Annotated in this window: 18 protein-coding genes; 1 reads left to right on the top strand and 17 read right to left on the bottom strand. The window is 47.9% G+C overall.

Going from position 1 to position 16,565, the window contains the following annotated elements:
• Positions 1 to 110 precede the first annotated feature (110 nt).
• Positions 111 to 1,778, bottom strand: a complete 1,668-nt coding sequence (locus ICW23_RS03560) for a DAK2 domain-containing protein (protein WP_188154036.1) — start codon at positions 1,776 to 1,778, stop codon at positions 111 to 113.
• Between the two features lie 15 nt (positions 1,779 to 1,793).
• Positions 1,794 to 2,156, bottom strand: a complete 363-nt coding sequence (locus ICW23_RS03555) for an Asp23/Gls24 family envelope stress response protein (RefSeq protein WP_016936154.1) — start codon at positions 2,154 to 2,156, stop codon at positions 1,794 to 1,796.
• Positions 2,157 to 2,415: 259 nt separating this feature from the next.
• Between ICW23_RS03555 and rpmB the strand changes: the two genes are divergently transcribed.
• Positions 2,416 to 2,604, top strand: coding sequence for a 50S ribosomal protein L28 (gene rpmB / locus ICW23_RS03550; protein ID WP_003154328.1), 189 nt, complete (start codon positions 2,416 to 2,418; stop codon positions 2,602 to 2,604).
• A 77-nt stretch (positions 2,605 to 2,681) separates the two neighbouring features.
• Here rpmB and spoVM read toward each other — a convergent pair whose 3' ends face one another.
• The 15 genes from spoVM to remA all read right to left on the bottom strand — a co-directional run bounded on the left by spoVM (position 2,682) and on the right by remA (position 16,531).
• Positions 2,682 to 2,762 carry a stage V sporulation protein SpoVM gene (spoVM, locus tag ICW23_RS03545; RefSeq protein WP_003154329.1) on the bottom strand — a complete coding sequence of 27 codons (81 nt, stop codon included), beginning with the start codon at positions 2,760 to 2,762 and terminating at the stop codon, positions 2,682 to 2,684.
• Between the two features lie 86 nt (positions 2,763 to 2,848).
• Positions 2,849 to 3,493 (bottom strand): thiamine diphosphokinase, encoded by a 645-nt coding sequence (locus ICW23_RS03540; RefSeq protein ID WP_016936155.1) that lies wholly within the window; start codon positions 3,491 to 3,493, stop codon positions 2,849 to 2,851.
• Between the two features lie 67 nt (positions 3,494 to 3,560).
• Positions 3,561 to 4,214, bottom strand: coding sequence for a ribulose-phosphate 3-epimerase (rpe, locus tag ICW23_RS03535; RefSeq protein ID WP_016936156.1), 654 nt, complete (start codon positions 4,212 to 4,214; stop codon positions 3,561 to 3,563).
• A gap of 1 nt (position 4,215) precedes the next feature.
• Positions 4,216 to 5,106, bottom strand: coding sequence for a ribosome small subunit-dependent GTPase A (rsgA, locus tag ICW23_RS03530; RefSeq protein WP_016936157.1), 891 nt, complete (start codon positions 5,104 to 5,106; stop codon positions 4,216 to 4,218).
• A gap of 15 nt (positions 5,107 to 5,121) precedes the next feature.
• Positions 5,122 to 7,065, bottom strand: a complete 1,944-nt coding sequence (gene pknB / locus ICW23_RS03525) for a Stk1 family PASTA domain-containing Ser/Thr kinase (RefSeq protein WP_016936158.1) — start codon at positions 7,063 to 7,065, stop codon at positions 5,122 to 5,124.
• Positions 7,059 to 7,820, bottom strand: a complete 762-nt coding sequence (locus ICW23_RS03520) for a Stp1/IreP family PP2C-type Ser/Thr phosphatase (protein ID WP_064778896.1) — start codon at positions 7,818 to 7,820, stop codon at positions 7,059 to 7,061. The genes pknB and ICW23_RS03520 overlap by 7 nt, the downstream gene beginning before the upstream one ends.
• Positions 7,821 to 7,825: 5 nt before the next feature.
• On the bottom strand, positions 7,826 to 8,917 hold the full coding sequence (gene rlmN, locus ICW23_RS03515) for a dual-specificity RNA methyltransferase RlmN (protein WP_016936160.1): 1,092 nt from the start codon (positions 8,915 to 8,917) through the stop codon (positions 7,826 to 7,828).
• Positions 8,918 to 8,920: 3 nt separating this feature from the next.
• The gene (gene rsmB / locus ICW23_RS03510; RefSeq protein WP_016936161.1) at positions 8,921 to 10,264 is read right to left on the bottom strand and encodes a 16S rRNA (cytosine(967)-C(5))-methyltransferase RsmB; all 1,344 of its coding nucleotides are present in this window, start codon (positions 10,262 to 10,264) and stop codon (positions 8,921 to 8,923) included.
• The gene (gene fmt / locus ICW23_RS03505; RefSeq protein WP_016936162.1) at positions 10,251 to 11,204 is read right to left on the bottom strand and encodes a methionyl-tRNA formyltransferase; all 954 of its coding nucleotides are present in this window, start codon (positions 11,202 to 11,204) and stop codon (positions 10,251 to 10,253) included. The genes rsmB and fmt overlap by 14 nt, the downstream gene beginning before the upstream one ends.
• A gap of 4 nt (positions 11,205 to 11,208) precedes the next feature.
• Entirely contained in the window at positions 11,209 to 11,691 is a 483-nt protein-coding gene (def, locus tag ICW23_RS03500; protein WP_016936163.1) for a peptide deformylase, read from the bottom strand.
• A 23-nt stretch (positions 11,692 to 11,714) separates the two neighbouring features.
• Positions 11,715 to 14,126 carry a primosomal protein N' gene (gene priA / locus ICW23_RS03495; RefSeq protein ID WP_016936164.1) on the bottom strand — a complete coding sequence of 804 codons (2,412 nt, stop codon included), beginning with the start codon at positions 14,124 to 14,126 and terminating at the stop codon, positions 11,715 to 11,717.
• A complete protein-coding gene (gene coaBC / locus ICW23_RS03490) occupies positions 14,123 to 15,343 on the bottom strand; it encodes a bifunctional phosphopantothenoylcysteine decarboxylase/phosphopantothenate--cysteine ligase CoaBC (RefSeq protein ID WP_188154035.1) in 1,221 nt (406 codons plus the stop codon). Before coaBC ends, priA begins: the two co-directional genes overlap by 4 nt.
• Positions 15,344 to 15,432: 89 nt before the next feature.
• Positions 15,433 to 15,636 (bottom strand): DNA-directed RNA polymerase subunit omega, encoded by a 204-nt coding sequence (gene rpoZ / locus ICW23_RS03485; protein WP_003154346.1) that lies wholly within the window; start codon positions 15,634 to 15,636, stop codon positions 15,433 to 15,435.
• Positions 15,637 to 15,639: 3 nt separating this feature from the next.
• Positions 15,640 to 16,254 (bottom strand): guanylate kinase, encoded by a 615-nt coding sequence (gene gmk, locus ICW23_RS03480; RefSeq protein WP_016936166.1) that lies wholly within the window; start codon positions 16,252 to 16,254, stop codon positions 15,640 to 15,642.
• A 7-nt stretch (positions 16,255 to 16,261) separates the two neighbouring features.
• The gene (gene remA / locus ICW23_RS03475; protein WP_003154355.1) at positions 16,262 to 16,531 is read right to left on the bottom strand and encodes an extracellular matrix/biofilm regulator RemA; all 270 of its coding nucleotides are present in this window, start codon (positions 16,529 to 16,531) and stop codon (positions 16,262 to 16,264) included.
• Between the last annotated feature and the right edge of the window lie 34 nt (positions 16,532 to 16,565).

Genomic DNA, 16,565 nt, shown 5'->3' with positions numbered 1-16,565 from the left:
CAGCGCTTTTCTTTAGACTAATTGAACATTTATCAATTGGCAAGCAGGCACACTGCCGCACTGCCGCAGGTAAATTAAGGCATAAGAATAGAAGGGCCTGATAAGCCCTTCTATTCTGCCGCAAATATATATGGATAAAGAGGCTGTCTGCCGTTATGGATTTCAACTTCGATATCTTCACAGACGCTTGTAATATACTCAGCGAGTTTCTCAGCTTCTTCTTCCGGCGCGTCTTCTCCGTACAGGATGGTGACGATTTCATCTTCTTCTCCGATCATCTCATCCAGCAGTAATTTCGCCGCATTTATCCGGTCTTCGGCGCTGCCGATAATCGAACTGTTTAAAATGCCGATAAAATCACCTTTTTTTATATCCTTGCCGTCGATATGGGTGTCTCTGACTGAATATGTCACCTGTCCGCTTTTCACATTCCGGATGGCTTCAAGCATATTGGCTTCATTTACATCAGCCGGCTGGTCAGGGTTAAACGCAAGCAGGGCGGTCATGCCTTGAGGCACCGTTTTTGCCGGAATGACAATGACATTTTCTTCAGCCACGCTCGCCGCCTGATTGGCAGCCATCACAATATTGGAATTGTTCGGAAGAATGAAAACCGTTTCCGCATTCACAGACTGAACGGCTTCAACAATATCTTCTGTGCTCGGATTCATTGTCTGGCCGCCTTCGATAACGTGTGAGGCGCCGATGCTCGCAAACAGTTCAGAAATGCCTTCGCCCATTGCCACAGTCACGATCCCAAAAGGTTTACGGGCTTCTTTCATTACACCGGCCGGCTTTTTTTCATCATGTTCTTGGCTGATGATGGACGTATGCTGCTCTCTCATGTTTTCAATTTTGATTTTAATCAAATCGCCGTAACGCTGCGCGAGATTGAGCACGTTCCCTGGCTCTTCGGCATGAATGTGAACTTTCGCCAGCGTATCATCAGCCACGACCAGCAATGAGTCACCGAAACGGCTCAGTTCATTTCTGAACATCTCTTCTTTGAACGTCCGTTTATCTTGGTCAAGTCTTACCATCACTTCCGTACAAAATCCGAATTCAATGTCTTCTGTACTCAGCATGCTCTGCGCGCTTTTATGATGTTCGGCATTCACCATATCATCGAGTGCCGGAAGAACCGCTTTTTTCGGTACGGATTCTCCTTTTAAGGAAGCCAAAAAGCCTTCATATACACAAAGCAGACCTTTTCCGCCGCTGTCAACGACACCGACGTCCTTTAAAACAGGAAGCAGATCCGGCGTGCGGTTGAGCGACGCTTCCGCTTCTTCAATAACGGCCTCCATGAGAGCAATGATATCGGTTTCTTCTTTGGCCGAGGCGACCGCTTTTTTAGCCGCGTCCTTTGCCACGGTTAAAATCGTTCCTTCAACCGGTTTCATGACTGCCTTATATGCCATATCCACTCCCGCTTGAAGTGCGGCGGCAAATTCTTGGGCATTTATTTCTTTTTTGTTTTCAATGTTCTTTGTGAAACCTCTGAATAATTGGGACAGGATCACTCCTGAGTTTCCTCTTGCTCCCATAAGCAGGCCTTTTGACAGGGCGATGCCGACTTTGCCGATGTCAGGTGAGTCAAGGTGTTCTACCTCTCTTGCACCGGATGACATCGATAAATTCATGTTTGTTCCGGTATCGCCGTCCGGCACGGGAAACACGTTCAGCGCATCCACCGCGGATGCGTTTTGAGACAATGTCTCAGCCCCCGCCAGAATCATTGCCGCAAAAGCTCTCCCATCTAAGTTTCGTCTAGACAATACTCATCCTCCTCACTACGGGTTCGTTACTCGTACGCCTTGGACATAAATATTTACAGAATCAACTGCAAGTCCGATTGTTTGATTTACTGTGTATTTTACCTTCGTCTGAACATTGTGGGCTACTTCGGATATTTTAGTGCCGTAGCTGACAATAATGTACATGTCGATATGTATTTGTTCTGCTTCCTGACGGACATGTACGCCTTTTGCAAAGTTCTCTTTCCGGAGGATTTCAGACAAACCGTCTTTAATCTGGTTTTTAGAGGCCATCCCCACTATTCCGTAACAGTCAATGGCAGCGCCTCCGGCAACCATTGCGATGACTTCGTTGGATATATCAATCTGTCCGTATTTTGTCTTCATTTCAATGGACACACAGGTTCCTCCTTCAGGTGCATAGAGTTATCATTATTCTACTATATGTATCCCATTATGAAAAGAAAAGATACAGACAGCGGCGCTCCAGCGCGGAAATGTGATTGGTTTTACATGTCAAGTGATTTTTCTTGAAAGTAAGGTAAACAATAGTTGCAAACGGTTTTTAGCTGTGGTAAATTATTTAAAGTATTGTATAACGAAAGCATCTGAGACACTATGTTTGAAAAGATGTTTCGCGCAGTTAGGAGGGAAACAAATGGCACGTAAATGTTTTATTACAGGTAAAAAAACAAAAGCCGGAAACAACCGTTCTCACGCAATGAACGCTTCTAAACGTACTTGGGGCGCCAACCTTCAAAAGGTCCGCATCCTCGTTGACGGCAAACCTAAAAAAGTATATGTATCTGCCCGGGCTTTAAAATCCGGAAAAGTTGAGCGTGTATAAGCAAAAATGAACGCCTGCCCTTTTATGCGGCAGGCGTTTTTTATGCGTTCAAAGAGGGCGATTTCAGCTCCTAGGGCCTACTCTTTTCTAAATGAGCCCAGCATCGCCCGGACAATTCCTCCTAAAAACTTCGGCAATTTAATGGTATAAAATTTCATTTTGTCCCCTCCTATAAGTTCCGTATCCGCTGCGTTCATCACTTTAGGATTCATGGTTTTTTCCGCATATGGCAGAAGCCGCTTTTTTAATCCGCGCTCCTTACCATTATTAATATGCCTTTTGCAAACGAAAAAGTACCTCGTGAATGAATGAGTTCGTTACTAATACATAGTGTGGAACCCATGGGAATATGACAATTATCCAGAGGATATTTAAAACCGTCGAGCGTCAGGCCGTCTGCCGCTTCAGCAAACGGAATAAAAGAAACATAGCGTCTGCTGCTTTTTTCTTCAATTGTATAACGGCCGGGTCCGAACATCTGAATCTCATTCTGCCTGTCGATCAGTTTAACATCAGTGTCCTTATTTACGGCTTTATACAGCAGCTGAATGTTCCCTAAAAAATGATCGGCTCTTCCGCCCGTCACACCGAATATCCGAATGTGCTCCGGTTCTTTTTGTAAAGCCCAGTCAAGAGCGAGTTCCAGATCGGTATAATCTTTTTCCGCCTGATACACATGGAGGGACGGCGCAGCTTCTTGAATCTGCAGGAGTTCTTCTTCCGTAATGCTGTCAAAATCACCGAAAGCTTCCTGCGGAATGAACCCGGCCTCCAAAAGAGCGACCGTCCCTTTATCCACTCCGACCCACGTCGTATCTCCGTCTGTGTACGCGGACAGCTCGGGAATAAACTCCCGGGGGCCGCCCGCAACAATATTGATTGTCTTCATATATTATCCTTTCTCTCTTAAATACGAAAAGAGCCGGCGGCTTTCACCGGGCTCTTTTTCAGCATGTTTATTCTGCGTTTCGGATGTCAGCGATGGCTTTTTTCCGATCCGGCTGATTATATACGGCAGACCCGGCAACAAGCAGGTTGGCGCCCGCTTCAGCGCATAAAGGAGCTGTTTCTTTATTAACGCCGCCGTCCACCTCGATTAAAAGCTCAGAAAGGCCTTTCTCCTCAGCCAGCTGTTTGACCTGACGGATCTTCGGCAGGACCGAATGAATGAAGCGCTGTCCTCCAAAACCGGGGTTAACCGTCATTAACAGCACAAGGTCCAGCTCATCGATCACATGTTCAATGATTTGAACGGGCGTATGCGGATTGAGCACAACTCCCGCTTTTACCCCCTGCTCTTTTATCAATTGAATGGTCCGGTGAAGATGCGGACATGCCTCGGCGTGGACGGAAAGGATGTCCGCACCGGCTTTTGCGAATGCCGGGATGTAGCGGTCCGGGTTTTCAATCATAAGATGGACATCCAGCGGCAGATCAGTCACCGGACGGACGGCTTCAACGATAAGCGGCCCGATTGTAATGTTAGGGACGAAATGGCCATCCATGACATCAATATGGATATAGTCCGCCCCTCCTTTTTCCACGTCTTTAATTTCCTCGCCCAGTGAAGCAAAATCGGCGGAAAGAATTGATGGCGCAACCTTAATCATATTAATACCTCGGCTTTCTCTCTTTTATTTCCTGCATAAATTCTTTGTAATGCTCATAGCGGTATGTCCGGATGTCTCCTTCTTCCACCGCTTGCTTTACCGCGCATTTCGGCTCCTTAAGATGCAGACAGCCTCTGAATTTGCACGAGGCGCTTATGTCTCTGATCTCAGGGAACGTGCTGCCGAGCTCTTCTTCTTCAATATCGGTAAACTCAAGCGAACTGAACCCGGGAGTATCCGCCACAAGACCGCCTGATGTATGAATGAGCTCCACATGGCGCGTCGTATGTTTCCCGCGTCCCAAATGTGCGGAAATCTCGTTTGTTTTCAGCTCAAGCTCCGGGCTGATCGCATTTAAAAGCGAAGATTTCCCGACTCCGGACTGGCCGGCAAACACCGTGGTTTTGTTCTCAAAGTGTTTCACGATGTCTGTTAAACCGCTGTTTTCTTTTGATGATGTCACATATACGTCATAACCGATCGCCTGATAGTCTTTCACATAAGACAGAATCTTCTCTTTCGTTTCCGCGTCTGAAGTTAAGTCCATTTTGGTTATGCAGATGATCGGGTGAATGCCGTTGGCTTCCACAAGGACGAGAAAACGGTCCAATAATGACGTGCTGAACGCCGGCTGAACGGCGGAAAAGACGAGAACGGCCTGATCGACGTTTGAAATCGGCGGCCTGATCAGCTCGTTTGTTCGTTCTTTGATTTCCAGCAGGTAGCCTTCTTTATCATTTTCAGCCTGATAAACGGCATAATCGCCGACAAGAGGCGTTATTTTATTTTTTCTGAAAATGCCCCGGCCCCTGCATTGAATGATCTTGTTCTGTGATTCATCCAAGACATAATAGAATCCGCTTAATGCTTTAATAATTTTGCCCTCAGGCATACGGTCCCTCCTTGGTCAGTCTTTATCTTCAGGGTATTCAATCGTCTTATAGCTGACGACTTTATGATCGACCATCACTTGATAATACCCTTTTTGTCCCTGATCAATCTTCAGTTCAATCGTTTTTTCAGTCGGCTCTTTAATTTTAAACGAGTCATACGTATCAGAGATGCTGTGGTCTTTATCATCGATGGCGATTTGCACTTCAAGCTCGTCCCCTTCATGTTCGGGTTCGTAGGGAATGCTGATTTTTTCTTTTACCGTTTTCGCCGGTTTTTCTTCAGGTCCGAGCGAAAATGTCACTTCAACATTACTTCCCGGCTTAACCGCTGTGCCGGCTGACGGCTCTTGCTTCATGACTTGTCCTTTTGGCACGTCATCTGAATGCGCTTCTTTTTCAACAAGCTGCAGGCCGTTATCTTCAAGATACCCCGAAGCCGCTTCTTTGCTGTAAGTTTTTAAGTCCCTCAGCGTAACATCCGCCGGCCCGAGGCTGACCGTTAAGCTGACTTCATCATCGCTTGCGACCATGTCGGTGCCGGCTGACGGGCTCTGATCAATTACGGTGCCTGCCGCACTGTCATCATTCTCTTCTTTTACATTGACATGTTTGAAGCCTTTATCCTTCAGCGCTTTTTTCGCGTCGTCGATCTGCCGGCTTTTCACGTCGATCAGCTGGGTTTTCGGTTTCCCGATACTTTTGTACAGTTTTACAGAAGAGCCTTCTTTAACGGCAGATCCCGCTTTCGGATCAGTTTTGACCATTAATCCCTCTTCGATTTTTTCATCTTCAATGTCCGCCATATCAGGGTCGGCTTCGAGACCGTTCTTTTCCAGCAGGGCTTCCGCTTTTTCATACTTCATGCCCCGTACGTCGGGGACGCTTACATCTTTGGGCATAAACAGAGACGGGAACACAGTGACTGCAAGAACAGCCGCCATAATGAAAATGAAGCAGACAGCCATCAGAATCCACGGCCATTTCCGTTTTTTCTTTTTGGCGGGCTGCTGTGCCTTATCGTCCGTCTCCTCCGGCGTTTCCGCATGAGGCGCAGTTTTTGCACCGTCAGTAATAACGGGAATCGCTTTCGTCATTTCCTCATCATCCTGCACGGAAAATTTTTGTTCATTCAGCCTGCCGGCGTCAAAAGCCGTTCTGATGTCCGCTTCCATGTCCTCTGCGCTGTCATAGCGGTGAAACGGATCTTTGGCGGTTGCCTTTAAAATAATGTTTTCAACGCTCTGCGGAATCGAAGGGTTCCACTTTCTGGCGGAAGGCGTTTCTGTCTGCAAGTGCTTTAATGCTATGCTTACGGCTGATTCTCCGTCAAAAGGGATTTTGCCTGTTAAAAGCTCAAACAGCACGATGCCGAGCGCGTAAATATCTGATTTTTTCGTTGCCAGACCGCCTCTCGCCTGCTCCGGAGACAAATAATGAACCGAGCCCAGCACAGAATTCGTATGTGTGATTGTCGTCGAAGTGAGAGCTGTGGCGATGCCGAAATCCGTCACCTTAATATGCCCTGAATGATCTATCAAAATATTGTGCGGTTTAATATCCCGGTGCACGATATGATTTTGATGGGCATGGGCGATGGCTGAGACGATCTGCTCCATAACGGACAGCGCTTCTTTCGGATGAAGCGGTCCGTGTGCGGTTATGTATTCCTTTAATGTCATGCCTTCCACATATTCCATGACAATGTAATAAATATCGCCTTCCTCCCCGATATCGTAAATACTGACGATATTCGGATGGTCAAGGCTTGATGCGGACTGTGCTTCTCTTCTGAAACGCCTGATAAACTCAATGTCATTCACAAAGTCAAACCGCAGAATTTTAATTGCGACTTCACGTTCGAGAATGATGTCCTCAGCTAAAAAAACGTTCGCCATTCCGCCGCCTCCAATGGGCCGGAGGATGTGATAACGCCCGCTGATCCGCTTGCCGGTTAGCACTTGTCTTCACCCTCTTTTGCCTCTGCGGAAAACTCAATCAATACAGCCGTGATATTATCTTCGCCGCCGTTTTGATTCGCTTTGCTGATGAGAAGGTCTACTTTTTCCTGAGGAGCAGATTCGGCTTGAAGCATTTGTTTGATCTCGTGATCTTCTAGTTTATTTGACAGACCGTCAGAGCATAAAAGCAGCTGATCGCCGTCAGACAGCTCAAAAGAACGGGCGTCGGGACTGATGGTTTCCTCTGTCCCCAGCGCTCTCGTCAATACATTTTTCCGCGGATGATGCTCGGCGTCCTCTTTCGAAATTTCTCCCGTCTTGACCAGCTCATTCACAAGCGAGTGGTCTTCAGTCAGCTGAACGAATTCACCCTCTTGAAGCAGGTAGCACCGGCTGTCTCCGATATGGGCCACAGTGACAAACTTCTCCGTGAATAAAGCGCAGACAACGGTGGTGCCCATTCCCCGGCATTCTTCATTCGCTTTTGCGTGTTCATACACCCTGACATTCGCCTCATGAATCCGATCTTTGAGCCAAACCTCACAATCAGACGGCAGAGACGGAACGGATTCGGCCCGGTTCCACTGCTCTTCCATCGCTGCAACCGCCATCCTGCTCGCCACATCTCCGGCAAGATGACCGCCCATGCCGTCTGCGACAACCGCAAGCACCGCTTCTTCTTTTGTGAAAATGCCCGCCGCATCTTCATTATGCTGGCGGACTTTACCTGTATCTGTTTTCAAGGCTGTAATCAACCTCTTCACCTCGTCTCGTCTTGACGCTCCTTCGCGCGAAGCTGACCGCAGGCCGCGTCAATGTCATGGCCTTGCTCTCTTCTGATCGTGACATTTACACCGCGGGATTTTAACGTTTTTTCGAATGCGAAAATCTGATCTCTCGGTGTGCGGACGTAATCCCGTTCAGGCACATAGTTTACCGGAATTAAGTTGACATGGCATTTCACGTCTTTTAACAGTTCTGCAAGCTCTTCCGCGTGTTCGACCTGATCATTTACGCCTCCGAACAAGCCGTATTCAAAGCTGATCCGTCTGCCTGTTTTCTCGATGTAATATTTGACGGCTTCCATAAGGTCAGGAAGCTTATAGGCTTTGTTAATCGGCATCAGACGGCTTCTGATCTCCGTATTCGGGGCATGCAGTGAAATCGCGAAATTGATCTGCATTTTTTGATCGGCGAAATCGTAAATCTTCGGAATGATGCCGCTTGTGGAAACCGTGATATGACGCGCTCCGATGTTCAGTCCTTTATCATGGTTAATGATTTTTAAGAAAGCGAGCATTTCATTGAAATTATCAAACGGCTCTCCGATTCCCATGATGACGACTGAGCTGACGCGTTCATCCGTTTCATCAAGCGCCTTTTGCACTTTCACGACTTGAGCGACGATTTCTCCCGCCTCAAGATTCCGTTTCAGTCCGCCAAGTGTTGACGCGCAAAATGTGCAGCCGATCCGGCAGCCGACCTGTGTCGTTACACATACAGAATTGCCATACTCGTGTCTCATTAAAACCGTTTCAATTGTATAACCGTCGTGAAGCTCGAATAAAAATTTCATCGTGCCGTCTTGTGACGTCTGCTTTACAGCCGTTTTCAGCGTTGTCAGCACAAAATTGCTCTCGAGTTTTTCACGCAGGCTTTTTGAAAGGTTTGTCATTTCCTCAAAAGAAGAAACCCGTTTTTCATAAAGCCATTCAAAAATCTGTGCTGCGCGGAACGGCTTTTCGCCATTCTCGGTCAGCCATTGTTTGATTTCATCTAATTCAAAAGAGTAAATGGACGGCTGTTCAGTCCGCAGCTCTTTCCGTATGCTTGTCTTTTTTAATTGTGTCATTTTTTATCCCTTCTTTCTCATGCTGCTAATAAAGAAACCGTCTGTTCCGAAATAATGCGGAAGAATTTGAAGGCTTCCATCCTGAACAAAGGGTCTCGCCTTTTCAGGCAGCCGCTTTTCAAGAGACAAATCGGGTTCAAACTCAGGGTGTTCTTGTATAAACGCATGCATAACTTCATCATTTTCTGTCCGGTCCATTGTACACGTACTGTATACGAGTGTGCCACCTTTTTTTACTAATGGGGCGATTTCCCTTAAAATACCGAGCTGGATCTCTGACAGCCGTCTGCTGTCATCCGGCGTCTTTGTATATTTCATATCAGGCTTTCTTCTGATGACGCCGAAACCTGAGCACGGGGCATCAACGAGAACCCGGTCAAACCGTTCTGCGCCAAAAGCGTCCCCAGCTTTTCTGGCATCCATCGTTTGCGCGTCGATGATCGTAAGTCCGAGCCGTTCCGCGCCTTCTTTAATCAGCTTCACTTTATGGCGGTGAAGATCAAGCGATGTGAGGCTCCCCTCGTTCTCCATTAATTCCGCGATGTGAGCCGACTTTCCTCCGGGTGCGGCGCATGCGTCTAACACGGTTTCCCCCGGCTTCGGGTCCAGCGCCCGCGCGACGAGCATTGAGCTTTCATCCTGGATGGATACTTGCCCGCTTTGGAAAAATTCCGTGTTTGCGATGCTGCCTTTTAAAAGCTTAATCGCATCAGGAGAAAGGTCTCCGGCTTCCGCTTCCAGACCCGCATTTTCCATCTTATCCAGCATCGTTTCCCTGTCGGCCTTGATGTGATTGACACGGAGCGTCTGTTTCGGCGGAACGAGATGAATCCGGCAGATCTTTTCGGCCGCCTCAAAGCCGTACGCCTCAACCCACTCCTTTACAAGCCATTCGGGATGGCTCGTCTCTGTTGAAAGGCGGAGAATCGGGTCTTCAATTTCAGCGAATGACGGCGCGCCCTCACGCTGCAGGGAGCGCAGGATGCCGTTGACAAAGGACGCGATTCCCTTATGCCCGCGTTTTTTGGCGATTTCCACTGCTTCATGGATGGCGGCGCGATCCGGAATTTTTTCTAAATATTCCATTTGATAAGCGGACAGACGCAGCAGCTGAATCACCCATGGCTTCACCTTATTCGGCTTGCGGATAAAAGGCTTCAGTATATAGTCTAGAGCGATTTTATTTTGCAGCGTTCCGTAGACAAGCTCTGTCAGCAGTCCCCTGTCCTGATCGCTGAGCGTGTTCGTTTTGATAACCGATGTAAGAAGCAGGTTGCTGTATGCCTGATTTTGCTCAAGCTTCTCAAGCGCTTCAAGGGCAAGCTCACGGACATTAATTTTTTTCATCTGCTGCTCCTAACACGTCACCTGACTGAACATTTTTTCCTCTTACAAAATCCTCGCCCTTCATCCGTTTTTTACCTGACGGCTGCAGCTCTGTGATCAAAAGAGCGGTGCCGTTTCCCGATGCGACGACAATGCCGTTTTGCTCCGTGCGGATGACTGTTCCGGGCGCTGCCTCAGTTTTTGCCGCAACTTTTTCAGAGGCCCATACTTTGATATTTTGTCCGTTCAATGTTGTATAGGCGACAGGCCAAGGGTTTAAGCCTCTGATCTGGTTGTAAATGTCTTCCCCGGGCTTTGTCCAGTCGATCCGCTCCTGCTCACGCTTAATGTTAGGCGCGTAAGTCGCTTTTGATTCGTCCTGCCTGATCGGTTTAATATTTCCGGAAATGACATTCGGAACGGTCTCTGACAAAAGCTTCGCCCCCGCTATGCTTAATTTGTCGTGAAGCGTGCCGACATTATCCGTTTCATCAATTTCCACTTCGATTTTAGAAATCATATCACCCGCATCAAGCTTTTCTACCATATACATGATCGTCACGCCTGTTTTCTTCTTGCCTTGGAGAATCGAATAATGTATCGGCGCTCCGCCTCTTAATTCAGGCAATAGTGACGCGTGCACGTTAATGCAGCCGTATTTCGGGCCGTCAAGCAGCTGCTTGGGCAGGATCTGTCCGAATGCCGCGGTAACAATCAGGTCCGGCTTCAGGCTGAGCACTTTTTCTATTTCTTCTTCAAGCCTTACTTTTTCGGGCTGAAGCACGGGGATGCCGTGACGTTCAGCTTCAGCCTTTACGGGAGGCGGCGTCATGATTTTTTTTCTGCCTTTGGGGCGGTCAGGCTGCGTAACGACCCCAACCACTTCATATCCGTCTTCAATAAGCGTGCGCAGCACGGGAACTGAAAAGTCGGGCGTTCCCATAAAAACGATCCTTGTCATCCAATCATCCTTCCATTTCTGCCAGTTCTTCTTCAGTGTAGTAAGCCGTAATTTTTGATGTGAATAAAATGCCGTCTAAATGATCCATTTCATGCTGGACGGCTCTGGCCAAAAAGCCTTCCGCTTCTAAAACAAACGGTTTTCCTTTACGGTCGTAAGCTTTTACCTTTACGTAATCCGGGCGGGTGACGTCGCCGTAAACCCCGGGAAAGCTTAAGCAGCCTTCAACTCCGGTCTGCTCACCGCTCTTTTCAAGAATAACCGGATTTACAAGGTCGATCCGGCCGCTTTCTTCACCGATATCAACGACGGCCGCTCTTTTTAAAATGCCGATTTGCGGCGCGGCGAGGCCGACGCCATCCATTTCAAGCATCGTATCGTACATATCATCAAGCAGTTTTTTTAATTTTTTATCAAACACTGTCACTTCTTCAGCGGGTGTCTCCAGAACTTCCGCGGGGTGTGTGACGATTTTTTTTACAGCCAAAATTTTGCCCTCCAAAACTAATGTTACATCAGCATGTACGGATTCATATCGATTGAAATCATCACATGCTTTTGTGCAATGTCGCGTTTATAGTGCTCCAGTATTTTTTTTAACTGAATCTGCAACTCGTTTTCCTGTCTGTATTTTATCACGCATTGATAGCGATATCTATCTTTGATCCTGGCAATCGGGGAAGCCGCCGGCCCAAGAATTTTCGTGTCGGGCCCGCACCCCGCTCTTAAATAGTTTGTAATCTTTTCTGCGGTGACCGCGGCTTTTGCCGCTTCTTCATGAGAAACGGTCACCAGCGCTACGTAATAATAAGGCGGATATGACTGAGCCCGCCTGTGCGCCATCTCCTGCTGAAAGAAAGTTTCATAGTCATGCGTTTTCGTCAGCTGAATGCTGTAATGAGACGGTGTATACGTTTGAATGACCACCGTTCCCGGCTTTTCATGCCGCCCGGCCCGTCCGCTTACTTGCGTCAACAGCTGAAATGTCTTCTCAGCCGCCCTGAAATCAGGGATGTGAAGCGTCGTATCTGCGCTTAATACTCCGACGAGTGTCACGTTCGGAAAATCAAGCCCTTTTGCGATCATTTGCGTGCCGAGCAGGATATCCGCTTTTCCTTCACCGAACGCGGACAATAGCTTTTCGTGGGCGCCTTTTCTTGAAGTCGTGTCCACATCCATCCTGATGACGCGCGCCTGTGGCAGCACTTTGGTAAGCTCTTCCTCCACACGCTGCGTTCCCGTGCCGAAAAAGCGGATATGTTCACTGCCGCATTCCGGACATGTTCCCGGAACAGACTCCTCATGACCGCAGTAGTGGCATTTCAGCCTTTGCCCGTAGCGGTGATACGTCATTGAAATGTCGCAATGCGGACATTGCGGTACATAGCCGCAGTCCCGGCACATGACAAACGAAGAATACCCCCGTTTATTCAGAAAGAGAACGGCCTGCTCTTTTTTCGCAAGCTTCTCTTCCAGCTGTTCCATCAGCTCTATTGAAAACATCGACCTGTTGCCGTTTCTCAGCTCTTCTCTCATATCAACGAGAGAAACATCCGGCATGAGCTGGCGATTTACGCGGTGTTTTAACGGAAGCAGCTCATAAACGCCTTTTTTCGCCCGCGCAAATGACTCCAATGTCGGCGTGGCGCTCCCGAGGACGACCGGACAGCTATGATGCTCGGCTCGGCGGATGGCTACGTCCTTTGCATGATACCGCGGCATTTCCTCCTGCTTATAGGAAGATTCGTGTTCTTCATCAATAATGATCATGCCGAGATTTTCAAACGGAGCAAAGATGGCCGACCTGGCTCCGACGACAAGCCGGACTTCCTTGCGCTGAATCTTCCGCCATTCATCGTATTTTTCACCTGTGGATAAACCGCTGTGCATGACCGCAACCTGAGAGCCGAAACGGCCTTTAAAACGGTTCACCATTTGCGGCGTCAATGAGATTTCCGGAACGAGCACGATGGCTTCTTGTCCTTTTGCCAGCACCTTTTCAATGGACTGCAGGTAAATTTCTGTTTTGCCGCTTCCTGTTACGCCGTGAAGCAGAAAGACGTGATGAACATGATCGGCTACGGCTTGTTTAATCGGCTCAAAAGCGGCCTGCTGCTCTTCAGTAAGGGCAAGCGGCTCTGTTTTTTTGAACATTCTGTCCTGATAAGGATCGCGGTAAACCTCCTCAAAGCTTTCCGTAAGAAGGCCCTTTTTAAGAAGCGTTTTCAGCGTCGCGGAACTGGAATCGGTCTTTTTGCAAAGCTCAGCCGCGGAAATCTTTTCTCCCCCGCCGATAAAATAAGTAAGCACGGCGAGCTGTTTAGCAGCCTGCTTTGTCAATGAATCTGCGTGCCGGGCGAGTTCTTCTTTGTCTGCCCCCGCTTCGATCATGCGGATCATTTTTTTATTCGTTTTTTGGGCGACTTTATATGTGACATCAATGCTTCCTTTGCGCACGAATTTTTGAAGCGACGAAAGAAGGTGTTCATCGGTAATATCCGAGTACAGCAGACTTTTTTGATTTCTGAAAAGCTGTCTGATGTCCGGTGTCAGCGCTTCTTCATCAACGACTTTCAGCTCTTTTTCGTACTTCGCCTTCAGCGCTGCCGGCAGCATGGCCTGAAGCGCCGTGATTTTAAATGACAGTGTTTTGTCAGAAAGCCATGAAGACAGCTGCATCAGTTCTTCAGTCAGAACGGGCGTCAAATCAAGAAGCTTCTCCACTTCCTTCATTGACCCGCCGTTTAATTCAGACGAATCTTTCAAACCAGTCACAAACCCTTGAAGCTTGCGCGGGCCGAACGGGACAATCACCCGCATGCCGACTTCGATCATTCCCTTTAAATGATCGGGGATTTTGTAATCAAAGGGTCTGTCAATGTTTTTGGAGCTTACATCAACAATGACTTCAGCTACATTCATACGGGTTTTCGGTCCTCGTCTTTCAAAGCTGTTATTTCCTTCAGCATTTCAAAGGAAACGTCAAGTTTAGACATAAGCGCAAGCTCCCGCTTTCTTCCGTCCCGGAAATAGAAGGTGACGACATTCGTATCTGTGCCAAACCCGGCTCCTTCGGCTTTCACGTCATTCGCCACGATCATATCAAGGTTTTTCTGTTCAAGTTTTCTGCGCGCATAGCGTTCGATGTCTTGCGTTTCAGCCGCGAAGCCGATCAGAAGCTGGTGTGTTTTCCGTTCGCCGAGTTCTTTCAGGATGTCTGCCGTACGGTTGAATTCGATCACGAGTGAACCGTCTTTCTTCTTCATTTTATGTTCAGAAACAGCCGCCGGCGTAAAATCGGCCACGGCCGCCGTCTTAATGACGATGTCACATGAATCAAACACAGATAGCACGGCTTCTCTCATATCTGCTGCTGATTGCACGGGAAGGAACTGATACAGCCCCTCAGGAGGTTCTATTGACACCGGGCCTGAAATCAGCGTCACCCGCGCCCCCAGCCGGACGGCAGCTTCGGCAGCGGCATAGCCCATTTTGCCGGTGGATTTATTTGTGAAAAAGCGGACGGGGTCCACGGCTTCGCGCGTCGGACCCGCCGTAATGACAATATGTTTTCCTTTCAGCGGCGCATCGTCTTCAGGCTCCTTAAAATGCTCTCTGACACGCTCAACAATAAGCTCCGGCTCTTCTAACCTTCCTTTGCCTACATATCCGCATGCCAAATAGCCTTCACTCGGCTCAATAAAACGGACGCCGTCCTGATAAAGCACGGAAATGTTCCGTTTCACCGCCGGATGATCATACATATGGACATTCATCGCAGGCGCCACCCACACCGGAGCCTCCGCCGCCAGCACCGTCGTTGTGAGCATATCGTCAGCAATTCCGTTGGCAAGCTTGCCGATGACATTTGCCGTAGCGGGTGCGACGATAATTAAATCCGCCCAGTCAGCGGCGTCAATATGAGAAATCACCTTCGGATTTTGTTCTTTAAAAGTATTTGTATACACTTCATTCCGGCTCAGCGCCTGAAATGTCAGCGGAGAAACAAACTCACGCGCGGACTCAGTCATAATCACTTTTACGTTCGCACCGGCCTGGACCAGCTTGCTCGTGAGCGCGGAAGCTTTATAAACGGCAATCCCTCCGCTTACGCATAGCAGAATGTTTCGGTTTTTCATGAAGTCTCTCTCCTTTATGAAAGCATTGGACAAATCCCAAACGGAAAAAAATAACAACCTATGTAGAGATAGGTTGCTACGTGTGCTTGTTATTCGCTGTCTTCTCTTTCAAACGAAAGCAGGCCCGCGTCAATTTCTTCTAAAGCTTTGCCTACATATTTGTGAGAAATGGTATGTTCAATCTGCTGGTCTTTTTTGATCTGCATTTCACGCGCGCGTCTTGCAGACACAGTCACCAAAGTGTATTTAGAATCTAATTTATTCATTAAAGAGTCAATTGACGGATCTAACATAAGTTATTCTACCTCCAGCATTTTCTTATATCTCGGAGCAACGCGTTCACGCTTTAAGTGCTCGGCGAGAACAATTGCGTTAATTTTATCACAAGCCGTTTGGATATTGTCGTTTTCCACGACATAATCATACGCGTCCATCATTTCGATTTCAGCTTTGGCGGCCTTCATTCTGTTTTCAATTAAATCGTCTGTTTCTGTCCCTCTTGTCACGATTCTGTTTTTCAGCTCAGAAAGACTCGGCGGCGCTAAGAAGATAAACAGGCCTTCCGGAAATGCATTCCGCACTTGGAGCGCGCCCTGCACTTCAATCTCTAAGAAGACGTCTTTTCCTTCTTGAAGCGTCTGTTCGACATAATCAACGGGCGTTCCGTAATAGTTGCCGACATATTCTGCCCATTCAAGCAGTTTGTTGTTTTCAATCATGCGTTCGAATTCATCTCTTGATTTAAAGAAATAATCGACGCCGTCGACTTCGCCCTCTCTCGGGTTTCTCGTCGTGACTGAAATTGAGTATTCAAATTTTGTGTCTTCTTGTGAAAATATTGCTTGCCGAACCGTTCCTTTTCCAACTCCGGAGGGACCTGAGAGAACGATTAATAACCCTCTTTCTTTCATGCGGCAATTACCCCTGCCCTTCATCCATAATTTCTTCTTTCACAGAAAGTCTGTGTGCAACTGTCTCAGGCTGGACGGCAGATAGGATAATGTGATCACTATCCATGACGACAACTGCACGGGTTCTTCGTCCGTATGTAGCGTCTATTAGCATTCCGCGGTCTCTTGCATCCTGGATCATTCGCTTTATTGGCGCAGACTCCGGGCTGACAATCGAAATCATCCGATTGGCGGAGATGATATTGCCAAATCCGATATTAATCAGTTTAATCGTCATCTTCTACGTTCCCCCTGTAAAATAGACGTCTCTA

Source organism: Bacillus sp. 1021 (assembly GCF_014534735.1).
GTDB lineage: Bacteria > Bacillota > Bacilli > Bacillales > Bacillaceae > Bacillus > Bacillus siamensis.
The sequence above is the reverse complement of the archived record's forward strand: the minus strand, read 5'-3'. Positions and strand labels throughout refer to the sequence as shown.

Bases quoted from the DNA above. Each gene is read 5' to 3' on its own strand.
- rpmB (WP_003154328.1), top strand. From the start codon at position 2,416: ATGGCACGTAAATGTTTTATTACAGGTAAAAAAACAAAAGCCGGAAAC.
- spoVM (WP_003154329.1), bottom strand. From the start codon at position 2,762: ATGAAATTTTATACCATTAAATTGCCGAAGTTTTTAGGAGGAATTGTC.
- ICW23_RS03540 (WP_016936155.1), bottom strand. From the start codon at position 3,493: ATGAAGACAATCAATATTGTTGCGGGCGGCCCCCGGGAGTTTATTCCC.
- rpe (WP_016936156.1), bottom strand. From the start codon at position 4,214: ATGATTAAGGTTGCGCCATCAATTCTTTCCGCCGATTTTGCTTCACTG.
- rsgA (WP_016936157.1), bottom strand. From the start codon at position 5,106: ATGCCTGAGGGCAAAATTATTAAAGCATTAAGCGGATTCTATTATGTC.
- rlmN (WP_016936160.1), bottom strand. From the start codon at position 8,917: ATGACACAATTAAAAAAGACAAGCATACGGAAAGAGCTGCGGACTGAA.
- rsmB (WP_016936161.1), bottom strand. From the start codon at position 10,264: ATGAAAAAAATTAATGTCCGTGAGCTTGCCCTTGAAGCGCTTGAGAAG.
- fmt (WP_016936162.1), bottom strand. From the start codon at position 11,204: ATGACAAGGATCGTTTTTATGGGAACGCCCGACTTTTCAGTTCCCGTG.
- priA (WP_016936164.1), bottom strand. From the start codon at position 14,126: ATGAATGTAGCTGAAGTCATTGTTGATGTAAGCTCCAAAAACATTGAC.
- coaBC (WP_188154035.1), bottom strand. From the start codon at position 15,343: ATGAAAAACCGAAACATTCTGCTATGCGTAAGCGGAGGGATTGCCGTT.
- rpoZ (WP_003154346.1), bottom strand. From the start codon at position 15,636: ATGTTAGATCCGTCAATTGACTCTTTAATGAATAAATTAGATTCTAAA.
- gmk (WP_016936166.1), bottom strand. From the start codon at position 16,254: ATGAAAGAAAGAGGGTTATTAATCGTTCTCTCAGGTCCCTCCGGAGTT.
- remA (WP_003154355.1), bottom strand. From the start codon at position 16,531: ATGACGATTAAACTGATTAATATCGGATTTGGCAATATCATCTCCGCC.